The 18,432-nt window shown below is 42.8% G+C and carries 12 protein-coding genes; 8 read left to right on the top strand and 4 right to left on the bottom strand.

Translation table 11 applies throughout. The features are described 5' to 3' along the window. Positions 1–211 precede the first annotated feature (211 nt). From M2273_RS14635 to M2273_RS14610, 6 genes are all read left to right on the top strand, one after another. Positions 212–793: an RNA polymerase sigma-70 factor gene (locus M2273_RS14635; RefSeq protein ID WP_429398047.1), complete on the top strand. Its 582-nt coding sequence runs from the start codon at positions 212–214 to the stop codon at positions 791–793. Positions 794–874: 81 nt separating this feature from the next. Then, the gene (locus M2273_RS14630; RefSeq protein WP_429398045.1) at positions 875–2,038 is read left to right on the top strand and encodes a FecR family protein; all 1,164 of its coding nucleotides are present in this window, start codon (positions 875–877) and stop codon (positions 2,036–2,038) included. A gap of 254 nt (positions 2,039–2,292) precedes the next feature. After that, positions 2,293–5,646 carry a TonB-dependent receptor gene (locus M2273_RS14625; RefSeq protein WP_429398043.1) on the top strand — a complete coding sequence of 1,118 codons (3,354 nt, stop codon included), beginning with the start codon at positions 2,293–2,295 and terminating at the stop codon, positions 5,644–5,646. A 33-nt stretch (positions 5,647–5,679) separates the two neighbouring features. Next, positions 5,680–7,173: a RagB/SusD family nutrient uptake outer membrane protein gene (locus M2273_RS14620; RefSeq protein ID WP_429398041.1), complete on the top strand. Its 1,494-nt coding sequence runs from the start codon at positions 5,680–5,682 to the stop codon at positions 7,171–7,173. Positions 7,174–7,332: 159 nt separating this feature from the next. Next, positions 7,333–10,122: a family 78 glycoside hydrolase catalytic domain gene (locus tag M2273_RS14615; protein WP_429398039.1), complete on the top strand. Its 2,790-nt coding sequence runs from the start codon at positions 7,333–7,335 to the stop codon at positions 10,120–10,122. A gap of 12 nt (positions 10,123–10,134) precedes the next feature. Further along, entirely contained in the window at positions 10,135–12,435 is a 2,301-nt protein-coding gene (locus M2273_RS14610; protein WP_429398037.1) for a glycoside hydrolase family 3 N-terminal domain-containing protein, read from the top strand. A gap of 8 nt (positions 12,436–12,443) precedes the next feature. Here the strand turns inward: M2273_RS14610 and M2273_RS14605 are convergent, their stop codons facing one another. Then, positions 12,444–13,244 (bottom strand): SDR family oxidoreductase, encoded by an 801-nt coding sequence (locus M2273_RS14605; RefSeq protein WP_429398035.1) that lies wholly within the window; start codon positions 13,242–13,244, stop codon positions 12,444–12,446. A 122-nt stretch (positions 13,245–13,366) separates the two neighbouring features. On the opposite strand from M2273_RS14605, the gene M2273_RS14600 reads away from it, so the two are divergent. Then, entirely contained in the window at positions 13,367–13,897 is a 531-nt protein-coding gene (locus M2273_RS14600; protein ID WP_429398033.1) for a lipocalin family protein, read from the top strand. A 39-nt stretch (positions 13,898–13,936) separates the two neighbouring features. Here M2273_RS14600 and M2273_RS14595 read toward each other — a convergent pair whose 3' ends face one another. From M2273_RS14595 to M2273_RS14585, 3 genes are all read right to left on the bottom strand, one after another. Next, on the bottom strand, positions 13,937–14,332 hold the full coding sequence (locus M2273_RS14595) for a hypothetical protein (RefSeq protein ID WP_429398031.1): 396 nt from the start codon (positions 14,330–14,332) through the stop codon (positions 13,937–13,939). Positions 14,333–14,449: 117 nt separating this feature from the next. Further along, positions 14,450–15,940 (bottom strand): OmpP1/FadL family transporter, encoded by a 1,491-nt coding sequence (locus tag M2273_RS14590; RefSeq protein ID WP_429398029.1) that lies wholly within the window; start codon positions 15,938–15,940, stop codon positions 14,450–14,452. Positions 15,941–15,960: 20 nt separating this feature from the next. Further along, a complete protein-coding gene (locus tag M2273_RS14585; RefSeq protein ID WP_429398027.1) occupies positions 15,961–16,809 on the bottom strand; it encodes a hypothetical protein in 849 nt (282 codons plus the stop codon). 97 nt (positions 16,810–16,906) lie between these two features. Between M2273_RS14585 and proS the strand changes: the two genes are divergently transcribed. After that, positions 16,907–18,379 (top strand): proline--tRNA ligase, encoded by a 1,473-nt coding sequence (gene proS / locus M2273_RS14580; protein ID WP_429398025.1) that lies wholly within the window; start codon positions 16,907–16,909, stop codon positions 18,377–18,379. Positions 18,380–18,432: the final 53 nt, after the last annotated feature.

The raw sequence follows: 18,432 nt of genomic DNA, 5'->3' as shown, positions 1-18,432 counted from the left end.
AGGCAATGTTTAAAGCACGTTAGCTTACCTTATGATGTCAATAAACTAAATGTAAATACATTTCAATTTACTACAACCAATTCCTTGATAAATTGTTACCTCGTATAACTGACTGTTATTCAGGTTGATTTTACGGGTTGGTGTTTTATATAAACATTCAGTTAATATTAATTAAATTAACAATATGGTTTGATGTTAACCCGGTTGAAATATGTCCGATAAAAGAGCTTTAAGTGATATACAACTGATCGACCGCTTAAAACTGGACGATGAAACGGCACTATCGGCTATTTATAAAAGATACTGGGAAGTACTTTACACTTCAGCTTATCATGTTTTAAAAGACAGACAGGTTTGCGAAGATATCATACAGGAATTATTCATCAAACTTTGGAACAACCGGTACAACACCCGCATCACCGTATCGTTAAAAGCTTATTTATATGCCTCCATCCGTTATGAAGTTTACCGGCAAATACGAACGGGCGCGGTAAGGGGCGATATTTATGATGATGTTTTACAACGCATACATGCCCCTGCAGTTTATGACAATATTGAATATAAAGAGCTAGCCGCCCGGATAAGCTCAATAGTAAGCACACTCCCCGAAAAATGCCGGGAGGTATACAAATTAAGCCGCGAAGAATGTTTAAGCCATAAGGAAATCGCGTCGCAATTAAACATATCTACCAAAACGGTCGAAAACCATCTAACCAAAGCCTTGCGGCAGCTCCGAACCTCTATAGGCAGTACGTTCCTGCTCCAGGTGCTGTTTCTTTTAATTAAAAAATAACGGTTACTTAATAATTAATAAATTTTTGATTGCTGCGTAGGGGATAAGCTGGTTTTTATACTCTCCTTAAAAAACCAGATTGTGCAGCAGCAGGAATTTTTACAACTTATTGATAAGTATTTAAACGGAACAGCTTCTGCCGAAGAGGAGCGGTTGTTATTGGATTTTTTCGATAGTTTTCAGTCTACCCAGGGGTGGGACGAATCTGTATTGGGTGTAAAAGAGCAACTGGAGGCTAAAATGCTTAAGCGTTTGCAGCAAACTGTTTATCAGTCAAAAAAACAGCATCCGCCTAAAGTGATCAGGCTCTTTACTATAAGAAATGTAGCTGCAGCAGCAATTATACTGGTGGCTATCGGAGCCGGAACATACTACTATATTCAGCTAAACGCCAAACGGTCATTCATCGCCAATAGTACAAAAGCCATCAAGCACGATGTTGACCCGGGCAATAACAAAGCCATACTCACACTTGAAAATGGTGCCAAACTGGTATTGGATTCTGCCAAAATTGGCACCCTTGCCAAAAAAGGAAAGATCAGTATCAGAAAAACTAAAGACGGACAACTTATTTACGCGGTTGACAGGGGTAATGATGCTGCAACTAATGAACCAATTACCTATAACACTATCACTACGCCCCGCGGCGGCCAATACCAGGTTATACTGCCCGATGGTACAAAGGTTTGGTTAAACGCGGCTTCGTCATTAAAATTCCCTACTGCTTTTGCCGGTAACCAGCGTAGTGTGGAGCTAATTGGCGAGGCTTATTTTGAGGTGACAAAAAATACCGCGAAACCTTTCATGGTAAAAGTTGATAAGATGCAGGTAAAGGTTTTAGGCACCCATTTTAATATCATGGCCTATAGCGATGAAGCAGAGATAAAAACCACCCTGCTGGAAGGTGCCATTCAGTTAAACAATGGTAGTAAGCGTAATTTTCTGAAGCCCGGTCAGCAGGGCATTGTTAAAGATGATAATGTACAGGTTATTGATGCGGATACCGATGAGGCTATTGCCTGGAAAAACGGATTTTTTGAGTTTAGACGGGTAAGTATCCAGGATATTATGAAACAGCTTAGCAGATGGTATGATACCGAGGTTACTTACGAAGGTAAAATACCTGATGATGAGTTTGTAGGTAAAATTGAGCGCAATGTAAAACTGTCGCAGGTGCTGCATATTCTGGAGCTAAACCATGTTCATTTTAAAATTGAAAACAAAAAGATAACTGTAACGCCATAGCCAACTAAATTTTAAACGACATTAAATATAACTATGACCAAACGCCGACGAATCCATTAACGCAACCATCCGCTGCTTATCCACAAAAAAAACCGGAAGTGCTCGCAACACTCCCGGGTTAGAATAGTTGGATCAAGCTTACTGAGAATCATTAACAGACACATTAACCCAAACTTGACGAAGTTATGCAATTAAACTTTAGGGGTAAAGTATTTTACGTTCCCCGTACATCAACCTCAAAACTGTTTTTGACTATGAAATTAACGGTACTATTAGTTATTATCGGCTGCTTGCAGCTTAGCGCCAAAAGTTTCTCGCAAACTATAACACTAAGCACCAACAATGCTGCTATTGAAAAAGTATTTACCGCTATTGAAAAACAGAGCGGGTACTATTTTTTTTATAAATACAATGATATTAAGCTGGCCAGGCCGGTTACCGTAGCATTAAAAAACGCGTCGCTTGATGAAGCATTACAGCAGTGTTTTAAAAACGAGCCCTTTACTTACACTATTGAAAACAAAACAATTATTGTAAATAAAAAGGATGCGGCTGCAAGCAATACTGCCCCTGTGCCTATAACGGTGACCGGGCAGGTGGTGGATAAGCAAAACCAGCCGCTGCCGGGTGTTAATGTTAAAATAAAAGGAACAAACATAGGTGCGGTTACAGGGGTTGATGGTAAGTTTAGTTTGCAGGCCGAGGATAACGCCATATTGGTGTTTACGTTTGTAGGTTTTAAAGTAAAAGAGGAACCTGTAAATAAACGGACCACTATCAATATTGTATTAGAAGATGATAATACCCAGCTAAACGAAGTGGTAGTAGTAGGCTATGGCCATCTGGAAAGAAAAGATGTTACGGGTGCCGTAGGTACTGTAAAAATGGCCAACATTAAAGAGATCAAAGCCGCCAGTGTCGATTTGAAACTTGCCGGTCAGCTTGCCGGTGTTACCGTAAACCAGGTAACAGGTACGCCGGGCGGTGGTGTTTCCGTTAACATCCGTGGCGCGGGATCAGTAGGTGCAGGCGATGATCCGCTATATGTGGTTGATGGCTTTCCGTTATCTCCAGGTTTTGATCAGTATTCAAATCCTTTAAGTACCATTAACCCCGATGATATTGAAAATATCAGCGTGCTGAAAGATGCGGCTTCCACTGCCATTTATGGTTCACGCGGAGCTAACGGGGTTATCCTGATCACCACTAAAAGGGCTAAAAAGGGTGAGTCGACGGTTACTGTAAATACCTCAACAGGTATTCAAACAATTCTTCCAAAAAGCAAGCTCAAAATGATGACGGCTGAGCAGTATGCACAATGGCGCATTGAAGCTTTACAAGATGCCGACGAAGCAGCAGGGAAACCCTTTGACATTAGCCAGGTACCCGAGGCGTTTAGAAATCCGAAAGCGCTTGGTAAAGGTACCGATTGGTTTGATGCAGTAACCCGGGTAGCTCCAATGCAAAATTATGATGTGACGGTTGCCAATGGCACCGAAAAAGTAAGATCATTGTTTTCAATGGGTTTTTTTGATCAGCGGGGTACTGTATTAAATACAGGTTTTAGAAGGTATTCATTAAAAGGTAATATGGATGCTGATGTGACAAAAAATTTAACTATTGGGCTTAGTATTGCGCCTACCTATAGTTTTAGAAATTTACAGCAAACAGATGGGCATTTTGATGAGGCGGTATTGAGCCAGGCTTATTTAGAAAGCCCGCTTACACCCGTAAAACAACCCGACGGTTCCTATACAAACGTTGTAGGCTCACCCGGTAATGAGAATATAGCAGGAACATCTCAAAATGCCAACCCGGTAAGTGAACTGGTAAATACAAAAAACAAATATACCCAGTTCCGCACGCTTGCAAATGTTTATGCCAACTGGGAGATAATTAAAGGGTTGGATATAAAGTCAACTTTTGGTGTTGATTATCAAAACAGTACCGGCGATTATTTCAGGCCATCATTTCTTGGAGGATTTCGTATCCCCAATAAAGATGGGAACCAGGTAAAGGCAGCTGCTTCTTTTAACTCGTCAAACTCTTTTAACTGGATCAACGAAAATAGTGTTAATTACAAGAAAACCTGGGGTAACCATACTTTAACCGTGCTGGCAGATTACTCCATACAGCAGGAAAATTCCCATAGCCGCCTAACTTACGGAACCGGTTTTGCTGATGATGCCATACAGTCGGTTGGTAAAGCTACCATAGTTACCGCGAGCGCCGGCGATGAAGACTGGCGCTTACTATCATTAATAGGTCGGGTAAATTATGCCTATAAAGATAAATACTTGTTAAGCGGATCCATCCGGCGCGATGGCTCATCAAGATTTGCTCCAGGGCATAGGTGGGGTACTTTTCCATCCGTATCAGGCGGGTGGCGCATTTCTGACGAATCGTTTTTTCCTAAAGTGGCGGTTATTGACCAGTTGAAGTTCACCGCCAGTTATGGCCTTGCAGGTAATAATAATGTAGGTAACTATGATTACATACCGTCGGTTGATCAAGCCGATTATACGTTTGGCGGAGCGCTTGCCCCGGGCGCCTCCGTAACCGATCAGATAGGAAATACGGAACTCGGATGGGAAACTACAAAGCAGCTGGATATAGGTATGGACCTGTCATTGCTTAAAGGCCGTATTTACTTAATTGCCGAATACTATAACCGGTATACACAACGCATGCTGCAGTATATCCCTATCCCTATAGTTTCAGGTTATGGGTACGCTTTATCAAACGTTGGCAATGTGCGTAACCGGGGATGGGAATTTACCTTAACCACAAAGAACATCGCTGGCAGGGAATTTAATTGGTCTACAGATTTAAACATCTCGTTTAACCGCAATAAAGTGCTCAGCTTAGGGCCAACACCACAAATATATGACGCGCCCAAAAATGATAACCCAACTAGCATTACCAAAGTAGGGTTACCGCTGGGCCAGTTTTACGGTTATATTTTTGAAGGCATATTCCAGAACCAGGCCGAGCTGGACAAATATCCGCACTTTGACGGAGAGCAGGTGGGCAATATAAGATATAAAGATATTAATGGCGATGGCGTAATTGATGGTAATGACCAAACCAACATAGGCAACCCATGGGCCCAATTTACGTTTGGTTTTAATAATCATTTTTCTTACAAAAACTTTGATCTGAATATTATTTCGGCAGGCTCGGTAGGTGGGCATGTATTTGATATGTATAAACAGTTCACTACCAACCTCGACGGGATTTTTAATGTAGAACAATCTGTAATGCAGCGCTGGCGTTCTGCGGCACAACCAGGGGCGGGATTTTTACCAACCACAGTTTCAAATACCAATCTGGCCCGTGATTATTATCCGTCCTATTGGGTCGAAAACAATTCATACCTGATGGTTAAAAACATTGACCTGGGGTACAATTTTAAAACAAAGTTCAGCAAAAACTTCAGGGTTTATTTCAGTGCACAAAACGCGATACTCATAACAGGTTATAAAGGTGGCAACCCAGAAGTGGGCATAGATGGACAACTGGGCAACAGGTCACTTTCACCAAACGTGAATTTTACGGGATACCCGGTATCAGCGGTTTATACATTGGGGTGTAATGTGATATTTTAAAGAACGATTGATCAAACCATAATAACTGAAATCATGAAAAAATATATATATCTTTTTTTGATCCTTACGGTGCCTGGTATAAACGGCTGTAAAAAGGATTATCTAAACCGCCAGCCAACAGATACCCAAAACACAACCAATTTTTATAAAACGCCGGCTCAGTTTACCCAGGCTATTAACGGAGCTTATGCGCCTTTGCAGGGCTTATATAACGGAAGCTTTTGGGCCATGGGCGAAATGCGGTCTGATAATACCTCCTATGAATTTAACCCTAATGACCGCTCTGGTACCAATAAAGAAGAAATAGACGAATTCAGGGAGTTAAATAATAACGACCTGGTAGGGGCCTTTTTTAATGCCAGTTACACCGGTATTGGCCGTTGCAATGTTATTTTAGCCCGTTTGCCGGCTGCCAAACTGGATGCCGCTGTTGCAGATACCATAACCGGACAGGCCAGTTTTTTGCGGGCTTTCAATTATTTTAATGTGGTACGTATGTTTGGCGACGTTCCGCTGGTGCTAACTGAAGTACAGTCGGTAGGCGAGGCCTATAAAGTAGCTACCAAAGCTCACGTTGCCGATGTATATAATCAAATAATTGCTGATGCACAGCTGGCTATTACTAAGTTACCTGTAAAATATACTGGAACCGCCAATAAAGGAAGGGTGACAAAAGGCACCGCCGAAACGATGCTGGCCGAAGTGTATATGACCCAGAAAAAATTTGATCTGGCTATACCGCTGCTGCGCAATGTTATCACATCAAACGCTTATAGCCTGAATGCCAATTATGCAGATAATTTTGATATAACTAAAGAAAATGGCCCGGAATCAATATTTGAGATCCAATATATTGAAGGACCCAACGGGCTGGGCAGCGATTTCATGGATACATTTATTCCGTGGGATTATTATGATAGTGATGTAACCGGCTTTGAAATTGCTAATGGCGCGCAAAATGGCTGGAATATTCCAACCCATGACCTGATAACCGCTTACGAAGCCGGAGATAAAAGAAGGGCTGCTTCAGTAATTGAATTTACATCTGATGAGTTTGGTATTGACCTGCCCTTTATTAAAAAATATCAGAGTATAAGTGCAGTTCAGGGCATTACAGGCAATAATTTTCCGGTATATCGTTATTCAGATGTTTACCTGATGCTGGCCGAATGCCTGAACGAGCAGGGTTTTGCGGGCGGTGGTGATGCATTCAGGTATTTAAATCTGGTAAGACATCGTGCAGGGCTAAAAGATAAAACAGCCGGGAACTCTAATCCTGCCTTAAATGTGGCAACCCAGGATGCTTTCCGTGATGCCATAGCGCATGAACGGCAGGTTGAACTATGTTTTGAAAATCACCGCTGGTTTGACTTGTTGCGTACAGGAAAAGCGGCTGCTGTAATGATAGCCCATGGTGCCAGAGAAAAAACGTTTAAAAAACCCTATTGGACCGTCAATTCAGCTGCTTATTCCAATATCCGGTTGCTTTTCCAATATCCGTTAAACGAAGGGAATCTGGAACATTAATAATGTAATTACGGCTTCATGAAACTTTCATGGAGCCACAATACGTTTACAGCTTATATAATCTTAATATTGTAACAAATGGATCATAATTAACTTTATTAAGCAAAAAAATGTGTTGTATGTTAAAACAAAATCGTTCTAAAGCTATATTTTAATAGCATGAATTACATAGCCGAAAAGGGTGTGCTCAAAAAGGTATACTTAATTATCGTTATATTAATATTTTTCCTTCATAAGGGCTTTTCACAGGTTCAAAATGTGCCTGTTAATTTCAAGGTCGATAATCTGATATGTGAGTATAAAGTTAATCCTATAGCTGTTGATGTGGCAAATCCGCGCCTGAGCTGGAAACTGATCACACAGGATAGGAATATTCAGCAAACGTATTATGAAATACGGGTTGGCAGCAATGCGGTATCATTAACAAAAGGTCAGGACTTAATATGGACATCTGGTAAGATACCGTCTGATCAGTCGGTACATGTTTATTATGGTGGGCCAACGCTTACATCGCGTCAAAAATGCTACTGGCAGGTTAGGGTTTGGAATAATAAGAACCAGGTAACGCCCTGGAGTATGGTAAACTTTTGGAAAATGGGTCTGCTTAAACCCGAAGACTGGACGGCTAAATGGATTCAGGATAACTATGTATCTGATACCACCGGCGGTCCAAGCCCAATGTTCCGTAAGGCTTTTAAATTAGATCATAAAATACGTGCCGCCCATTTGTACGTAACCGCGCATGGTGTATTTGAAGCACAGATCAACGGTAAAAGAGTTGGGAACGATTATTTTACCCCCGGATGGACAAGCTATAACAAAAGGATCCAATACCAGGTGTATGATGTTACATCGATGCTTAAAAAGGGCGATAATGCAACGGGGGTAACTATTGGCGATGGCTGGTACCGCGGCTATACCTATAACCGTAAAAAAGATGTATATGGTAAAAAACTGGCCCTGCTTTATCAGCTCGAAGTGGTTTATACCAATGGTAAGCGAGTGATTATTACATCTGATAAAAGCTGGAAAGTGGCTTATGGTGCAATTCGCGCCTCTTCATTTTTTGATGGCGAGGTTTATGATGCCCGCAAAGAAAAAACCGGATGGACAAATCCTACTTATCGTGACCTCACCTGGGATACAGTAAAAACTGATGAAACTATAAAAAGTAACCTGATAGCAACGGCTGGCCCAACGGTAAAAAAACATGAGAAGTTTTTACCACTTAAAGTATTTACCACACCCGAGGGCGACAGGGTGGTTGATTTTGGCCAGAATCTGGTAGGCTGGGTGCAATTTAAGCTAAAGGCCAATGCGGGCGATACGATGAAGCTTTACCACGCCGAGGTGCTTGACCAGAAAGGTAATTTTTACACCAAGAACCTGCGTACAGCCAAGCAGGAAATTACCTATGTTTTTAAAGACGATAGTGTTGCAGCCTTTGAACCGCATTTTACTTTTCAGGGCTTTCGTTTTCTGAAGGTAGTAGGATATAAAGGCCCGCTTGATTCAACCAACCTGGCTGCTTATGCTTTATATTCAGATATGGCACAAACGGGGCAGTTCTCCACATCAAACCCGCTCATAAACCAATTGCAGCATAATATACAATGGGGTCAAAAAGGTAACTTTATTGATATACCTACAGATTGCCCTCAACGCGATGAACGCATGGGCTGGACTGGCGACGCGCAGGCCTTTTGCCGTACCGCTACCTTTAATATGGATGTGGCCGGCTTTTTTACCAAATGGCTTAAAGATCTGTCGGCAGATCAGCATAAGGATGGCGCGGTGCCTTATGTAGTACCCAATGTGTTGGATAGTGTTTCGGCTGCGGCATCGGGCTGGAGCGATGTAGCTACCATTGCCCCCTGGAACATTTACCTGGCCTATGGCGATAAGCAGGTATTACAGCAGCAGTACGAAAGCATGAAGGCCTGGGTGGGCTACATACAGCTTCATAGCCGAAATTACCTTTGGGACACCGGTAACCACTTTGGCGATTGGCTGTTTTATGCCGGCACAAACTATGAGGATGGCGCCGCCCTTACCGATAAAAATTTGATAGCACAGGCATTTTATGCTCATTCAACGCAATTATTGATCAATGCTGCAAAAATATTGGGCAGAAATGAGGATGTGCAAAAGTACACCCTGCTATTATATAACATTAAAAAAGCATTTCAAAGTGAGTATGTAACCCCCAATGGCCGCATGATATCAGGTACACAAACCTCCTATGTGCTGGCTTTGAACTTTGATCTGCTGCCCGAAAATTTACGGGAGTCGGCTGCAAAAAGACTGGTACATAATATTGAAGATTATGACGAACATATCACTACCGGATTTTTAGGTACACCCTATATCTGCCATGTGCTAAGCCGTTTTGGGCATACCGATATTGCTTATGATCTGCTTATGAAAGAGTCGTACCCATCATGGCTTTATCCTGTAAAAAACGGGGCAACTACTATCTGGGAGCGTTGGGATGGTATTAAACCCGATAAGAGTTTTGAAGATCCTGAAATGAACTCTTTTAATCATTATGCTTATGGCGCTATTGGCGACTGGATGTACCGGGTTATTGCGGGCATAAACACTGACGAAAGTTCGCCGGGTTTCCATAAAATAATCATCGCGCCCCATCCGGGTGGAAAGCTTACCAGCACACAGGCCGAGCTGGAAACGTTATACGGCAAGGTGAAATCTGCATGGAGCATTGACAACGGCATATTTACGCTTGATGTGATTGTGCCGCCTAATACCACAGCCCAGATCGTGCTGCCATCCGTAACCGATCAGATCACGGAGAGTGGCCTGGATATTAATACCGAAAAAGAAATTACCGGGATTCAAAAAATAGGTAACGACGCGCAGTTAAACGTAGGTTCGGGCACTTATCATTTTGTGTACACTTTAAAAACTTACGGTAAACACATTAATTAGAAATTAGGGCAAATGAAATGGAGTTTATGTATCGCGACATTTTTTACCATAACAACTGTAAACGCCCAGGTTTATAAAGACCCTAAAGCGCCTGTTGAGGTACGTGTAAAAGACTTGCTTGGCCGCATGACACTGGAGGAAAAGGTAGGGCAAATGAGCATGAACAGCTTAAAAGGCTCGTTGGATAACCCCATTGCTTATGGCGTTTGCGAAAGTCCGTTCATCACCATAAATGAAATTGCTTCATTATCTGTTAAAGCAAAAAAATATGCCCGCGAAAAAACACGTTTGGGTATTCCACCTATACAAATAGGAGAATGCTTGCATGGGCAACTGGCTTCGGGAGCTACCATATTTCCGCAGGCCATAGCCCAGGGGAGCAGTTGGAACCCTATGCTAATCAGGCAAATGAGCTCGGTTATCGCTTACGAAGCATCTTCATCGGGTGTTGATCAGGCTTTATCTCCATTGTTTGACCTCATTCGCGACCCTCGCTTTGGCCGGGTTGAGGAATGTTATGCCGAAGATCCATACCTGGTGAGCCAAATGGGTACAGCCTTTGTAACCGGCATGCAAGGCGACGCGAAGGGGAGTTTAATAGGTTTAGGCAAGGATAAAATAATGTGTACTGCCAAGCATTTTGCAGCTTACAGCATTCCGGTGGCGGGTATTAACCTTGCGCCTGCATCCATCGGCGAGCGTGAACTGCGTTCTATGTTTTTAGTGCCATTCAGGGATGCGGTACAAAAGGCCAACATATATTCGGTAATGCCGTCATACAATGAGATGGACGGCGTACCGGCACATGCTAATCATTTTTTGCTGGATCAGGTATTACGCAAGGAATGGGGTTTTAAGGGTTATGTGTTTTCTGATTATGAGGGGTTAAAGATGTTATACAGTTTTCAGCATATTGCTAAAAATGCAGAAGATGCCGCCCCCGAAGCCCTAAATGCCGGTGTGGATCTGGAAGCCCCCAAGCCCGATGTGTATGCCAAACTAATTGAATTGGTTAAAGCTGGCAAGGTAAAAGAGGCACAGATTGATACCGCCGTAGCCCGCATCCTGACAGCCAAATTTAAGGCAGGCCTGTTTGAAAAACCTTTGGTTGATACGCTGCAGCTTAAAAAGCGGGTACATACCCCGGCGCACATCGCCCTGTCGCAGCAAATAGCTGAGGAATCCATTATCCTGTTAAAAAATGATAAACAGTTGTTGCCATTAAATATCAATACTCTAAAATCGCTGGCTGTAATTGGCCCCAATGCCAACCAGGTGCAATACGGCGATTACAGTTCTACCCGCGACAACCGCTCTGGTACTACCATTTTGGATGGCATTAAGGAATTGGTAGGCAATAAAGTAAGGATCAATTATGCCAAAGGCAGCACCTTATCAGGGCAAAACAAAAGTGGATTTGCCGAGGCGGTTACTGCCGCTAAAAACAGTGATGCTGTGGTTGTAGTATTGGGTACTACCAGCGTAGTGTTTTCGGGCATCGGATGGAACGGCCATGCCCCTGAAAGTGAGCCCAAAGACCCCTTTACCTGTGGCGAGGGTTATGACGTTACCGATATAAACCCCGAAGGTGTGCAGCGCGAACTGTTGCAGGAAATTTATAAAACCGGTAAGCCCGTGATATTGGTACTGGTACATGGCCGTCCCTGGAGCATCAGTTGGGAAAAGGAAAACATCCCGGCGATATTGGAGGCCTGGTACCCTGGCGAAAAGGGTGGTGCGGCTGTAGCCAATATCCTGTTTGGTAAGGTAAACCCCTCTGGCAGGTTAAACGTATCTATTCCGCAATCTGTGGGGCATATCCCGGTGTTTTATAACCATGTAAACTCCAATAAAGGTTTTTACCATAATCCGGGTTCGCCTGATAAGCCTGGTCAGGACTATGTTTTTTCATCAACGGATGTATTGTATCCTTTTGGGTATGGTTTAAGTTATACCTCGTTCAAGTACAGTAATATGCTGGTTTCGGCTACCTCATTTAATAAAAACCAGGAGGTGCAGGTTTCAGTTGATGTAACCAATACGGGCAATGTGTTGGGTAAAGAGGTGGTACAAATGTACCTCGGCAATAAAGTAAACTCAGTTACTACGCCGGTAATGGCCTTAAAAGGTTTTGATAAGGTCAGTCTGAAACCCGGCGAAACCAAAACGGTAAAATTCACCGTAAAACCGGATGATATTGCCATCTGGAACACCGATATGAAGCAGGTAACCGAGCCCGGCACATTTGATGTAATGATAGCCCGCTCGGCAGAGGATGTGGTGCTTAAAAAAACTCTGGAATATAAAGAGTAAGCTATGCGCTATAAAAGCCTTTTAAACCGGTACCCTAAAATGGGTTCAACATTAATGCTCCTTATTATTTTCCATTCCTTTAATTCGGGAATAAAAATGGGAGCCTCCAATCCTGAATTTATAGATGCCTGTGTATAAAAAGCAGCGCGTGCAGGATGATCGGGCGAACAAGCGTTAAACAAATAACCATATATCTGCATATCAATAATAGCCATACTTAAACCAATGCAGTCATCAAGATGGATCAGGTTCACAGGGGCGTTGCCATTTGGTATATCCTTTTTTCCGGCAAAAAATCTGCCCGGGTCACGGCCAGGGCCAATTAATCCCGCAAAGCGGATGATGGTAGTTTTAAATGATGTTTCCGCCCTGAAAAGATCTTCTGCAGTCAGTAATAATTTGCCGGCTTCGGTATTGGGTTGAGGGGCTATATTTTCATTCACCTCCTTGTTTAAATCAGCATAAACACCAGTGGAGCCAATGAAAATTACATTTTTAATACCTTGCTGCTTTGCCAGGCTGATCATGCGCCGTATCTTATAAATGTAGTTTGCTCCTTCGCCTGATCTGCTTTTGGGAGGGATGGCAATTAATAATACATCGCAATTGAAAAAAACGGCATCATAATTTTCATCCTCCGGTAAAAAATTAACCAGGTAAGGTTCAATCCCTTCAGCCGCTAATACCTCCAATTTTTGTGGCGATGTAGTTGATCCTTTAACATGATAACCGGCATTTACTAACGTTTTTGCCAGCGCAGTTCCGTACCAACCGCAACCTAAAATACTGATGTTTATTACCTGTGGCATTGCTGATAGATACCCTTTTTTAATGGATTGGCGCAAAGGTAATTAAATATTTAAAGCGGTTAAATGACCTAATTATGCATTTATTCCTTAAACTTTTTGCGCCCGATAATCGTTGATGTTGTATGAAGAAAGAGATTTTGGCAACATCTGTTGTTTTAGGTTTAACTGCTTTAGCGCTGCAAGCCAGGAATAAACCATTAGAAACTGTTAAGTACGTTGAACTAAAAAAATACCTGGGCACCTGGTTTGAAATAGCTGCCTTTCCGCAAAGTTTTGAAAAAGGGCGTAGTTGTGCATCGGCAACTTACGGCTTAAATACCGATGGTACCTTAATTGTAAAAAATCGTTGTATCAGGAATAATAAGTTAAAAATAACCGAAGGCAGGGCCTTTGTAAGCGATAATACCAATGCGAAATTAGAAGTACAGTTTTATTGGCCTTTTCGCGGTAAATACTGGATCATTGACCTTGCACGTGATTACAGCTATGCTGTAGTAGGGCATCCCAACCGCAATTACCTTTGGATATTAAGCCGTCGCCCTACTTTGGATGAGCAGACCTATAATCAATTAGTAGTTAATGCCGCCAATAAGGGTTTTGATGTGAGGCAGCTGGTGAAGACCGAGCAGATAGCTGATGTATCAAGTATTTAGTGTGATAGCTTTTTATGGACAAATAGGCTTTAAACGCGCTTATTTAATTTTGTTGTAGTATTTTACAACCCTGTATTTAGGATCAATAGTTTCATTGTTATATGTTAAAGTAAGTGTATCTGTGCTTATGAGTGCGATATTCCAATGTTCATAGTATCCGGTACGAGCATAAAAAAACTTTAAGGTGTTTAATGAATAGGTAAAGCCACCCAACCCATAGTTACTCTCGCCACTACCGTTATGATTGAAGTTTAGTATCTCATAGTTTGTTCTGGCTGTTGTATCAACAGTGTTTTTTTCGGTATCAGGAGGAAAATATGTTCTTGTAGTTTTGAACAGTTTCCATTCGCCCGAGATCTTTTCATAAGGGATCTTGTCCTTTTTGCAGGAATACAATAAGGCTATAATACAAATTGCAGGTAATAGTCTCTTCATAAGTTAAAGATTGCAATTATCATTTAACGTATTAGTAAATAGCTTATTACATGTGCTTGGTTAATGAAAAAGCCCTTCTGGTTATATTTAGAAAGGCTTTTTCAATGAGGTTATCATTTAAAAACGATATCCCAAAGTCAGGAAACCATTGTTATTGGTTTTTTTGAAGCTGGCTGTCGGGTTTCCTGCATCAATAAGATAAGGGGATATCAGTTCCGAACCTGTTACATGTGCGTAGGTGGCATCAATATAGTATGCGCCAAACCTGAGGCCTATACCGCCGGTAACGGTTTTGATATCGCCGGTAACATCAGTAGCTGTGCTGTTGTTTTTAAACGGACTGCCTTGCTGGCTATAGCCACCACGTAAGTAAAACATGCTGGTTATGCGGGCTTCGGCACCGGCGTGGATATTAATGGTTGAACGGTAATCAGATTTGATTTGGGTAATATCTGAGGTGTTATCAAAGTCGACATTGCTGTTTATATGCGCGCTGGCATAATCAATATATTCCACATCGCCGCTTATAAAGCCATATTTACCTATAAAAAAGGACGCTCCGCCTGCCAGTTTAAGCGGTGTGCGCATATTATAATTAAATGTACTTGAACCTAATTCATCACTTTGACCCGCCCTGCCGCTGATATTGGTTGATAAACCCTCGTTGTAGCCGTCATCGATACTATAAAAAGTTGGAGATGTAAAGGTAAAGCCTAAGCGCAAGGCTTCAACCGGCTTATAAATAACACCTAATTTGATATTGGCGCCGTTACCCCTTGTTGACTGACTTTGTACATAAGCCGAATTAAAATCAGTAGGCACACCTACAGTACCGCCGTTGGGGGGTATGGATGCGCTGCCCGTTTCTGTAAACTGACGAAAATAATCATACCTGATATCGGTAATAGCTACACCCACGCCCAGGTATAGTTTATTGCTGTAATTGGCTCCAAAAGAAAAATCAAACTCCGATTGCCCACCCACACGTGAAATTATTCCGTTTTGATTTATTGGTGTGGAAACTGTGCTTGCAAAGTCGGGGTTGGTATTGGTGCCAAAATTATCTACAATGCCTTGCTTATATGCCCAGCCGCCCAGGGCGTCGTTGGGGCGGTTGTTGGCAATGCCTGCGAAATAATCAGATATGGAACTGCTTGGGTTTCTACCACTGTAAGCTATATCTTCATAAAAATTATTGGTACGGCTGTAAGCAGCCCCATAGTTAATACTTAACCAGCCTTTGGTTTTATCGCGCCCTTTTGGGGTATTAAGCTGCTGATAAATTACAACCGCGGCATTATTTAAATTACCATTGTTTTTACTGGTGTTACCGGTTTGGCCAAAATAGGTTGAATTTACTTTTGAACCATTGTACTCAGGGGTTATGCTGAATTCGGAATGTGTAAAGAAACCCAAACCGGCAGGATTACCGCTAATGGAGCTCAAGTCGCCACCTACAGCTGTACCGGCATTACCAATGGCTTTTATGCGCGATGTAGAACCTGTTTGGAAAGTGGAGAAACGTACTACATCCTGCGCGTACTGCCCAAAACTATTTTTAGTAATAGCTACTATAGCAATTACGGTGAGTAGGTATTTTATTTTCATAGAATCTCAGGGTGATAAAATTATGGTCTGCCTGGTCTGCCGCCTCCACCGCTGCTACCTCCGCTTGAGCTGCGTGTGCCGCCGCCGGAGTTGTTGTTTGATGGTGCGGGTGTATAAGTAGGTTGCTGCTGTGTAGCCTGGCGCGCCTCTGCCGCACGTGCCGGCTGATTGTCTGAACGAGACGGACGGGCATCTGTACGTGCCGGCCGATTATAATTGTTATTGGTGCCGCGGCCGCCCGGTATATAACCTATGCCACTATTGGCGGGTACACGCGTACCAAAACCAGGAGTGCTGGCAGTACCACTACCGCTGCCACGGCCATATCCAACCCCACGGTTAGGACGTGGTGTGCCGCCGGCATAATATCCACCTCCGTAATATCCGCCCCCATAGTATCCGCCATATCCCCAGCCCAGGCCACCCCAGCCATAACCATATCCAAGGCCTAAGCCCCATCCTCCGTAACCATACCCCAAACCTAAGCCCCAGCCACCATAGCCATAAGGTGAATATCCATAGCCATAAGGCCCGTAATTAAAGCCTAAGCTAAAGCCATTGTTAAAAGCGTAATTGTTATAGCCATAGTACAAATTGTCGTAATAACTAAAAGGAGAGTAATAACTGAAACGGTTTATGCGCGATGCATAGTCATCGTAATAAAAATAATCATCGTCATTGTAGTCCTGATCCTGATCTACATTTTGGTTGTATGTGTCGGCCGCCGCGTAAGTAGGGTCATCACCAGCTTTAGCTTTAGAGAAATAGACATCATCACTGCTTTCGGTATTTGCGAGTTTTGTGGTTGAGCAGGAACTCAGCGCCATGGCGCCGATTAGAAAAATTCCTATAGCAATGTTCCGTTTCATGTCAGGTATATGAAAAGTTCGAGTTCGAATAAGTTTTAAATTTATAAATTTGAGCGCAATATACAACAATTGCAAAGTCAAATTCTATCCAATCAATATGAGCAAAGGTGTTATTAGTAAAGACGAAGATTATTCGCAATGGTTTAACGACTTAGTAATTAAATCTGACATGGCCGAATATTCGCCGGTTAGGGGCTGTATGATCATCAAACCCTATGGATATTCTATATGGGAAAATATACAGGCCGTGCTTGATCAGATGTTTAAAGATACAGGGCATAGCAATGCCTATTTCCCGCTGTTAATACCCAAATCCTTTTTCTCAAAAGAGGCCAGTCACGTTGATGGCTTTGCCAAGGAATGCGCAGTTGTTACACACTATCGCCTTAAAAACGATGGTAGCGGAAATATTGTGGTTGATGAAGATGCCAAACTGGAAGAGGAACTCATCATTCGCCCAACATCCGAAACCATTATCTGGAACACTTATAAAGGCTGGATCCAATCGTACCGGGACCTGCCTATCCTGGTTAACCAATGGGCCAATGTAATGCGCTGGGAAATGCGTACCCGTTTGTTTTTACGTACAAGCGAGTTTTTATGGCAGGAAGGGCACACCGCCCATGCCACATCAGAAGAAGCCGTAGCCGAAACCGAGCAAATGCTTAACATATATGCCGATTTTGCAGAGAATTGGATGGCATTGCCTGTAATAAAAGGCCGTAAAACGCCAAATGAACGTTTTGCAGGCGCTTTGGATACTTATTGTATTGAGGCTTTGATGCAGGATGGTAAAGCATTGCAAGCCGGCACATCGCACTTTTTGGGGCAAAATTTTGCCAAGGCTTTTGATGTAAAGTTTACCAACAAAGAGAATAAGCTGGATTATGTTTGGGCAACATCATGGGGCGTATCAACCCGTTTAATAGGTGCGCTGATCATGGCACACTCTGATGATGCCGGGCTGGTATTACCGCCAAAACTGGCGCCTATTCAGGTTGTGGTTGTACCTATCTATAAACATCAGGAAGAGCTGGATAATATATCGGCTTATGTAGCATCATTAACTAAAGAGTTAAAGGCTAAAGGTATCTCCGTAAAGTTTGATAACCGGGATACCCACCGTCCGGGAGCAAAATTTGCCGAGTACGAGTTAAAGGGTGTGCCATTGCGTGTAGCCATAGGCAGCCGCGATATGCAAAATGGAACCGTTGAACTGGCCCGTAGAGATACCAAGACAAAGGAAACTGTAAACCAGGAAGGCCTGGCTCAGCACATTGAAACCCTGCTGGAGGAAATTCAGACTAACATCTATAAAAAAGCGTTCGACTTTAGGGCTGAGAATATGACTGAGGTTGATACCTATGAGGAGTTTAAACGTATGTTGGATGAAGAACCAGGTTTCCTGAGCGCCCACTGGGACGGCACACCTGAAACCGAGCAACGCATAAAAGAGGAAACTAAGGCGACAATACGTTGCATACCTTTGGATAATAAACAGGAAGAAGGTAAATGCATTTTGACTGGGAAACCGTCGACACAAAGGGTACTTTTCGCCAGAGCATATTAATCGGTGGCGTGTTGCGGGGTGCGTGTGGCGTGTTAAATACGTAGCAGGATACC

This window comes from Mucilaginibacter lappiensis (assembly GCF_050433765.1).
Classification (GTDB): domain Bacteria; phylum Bacteroidota; class Bacteroidia; order Sphingobacteriales; family Sphingobacteriaceae; genus Mucilaginibacter; species Mucilaginibacter lappiensis_A.
This window is presented reverse-complemented; position numbering and strand designations above follow the sequence as displayed.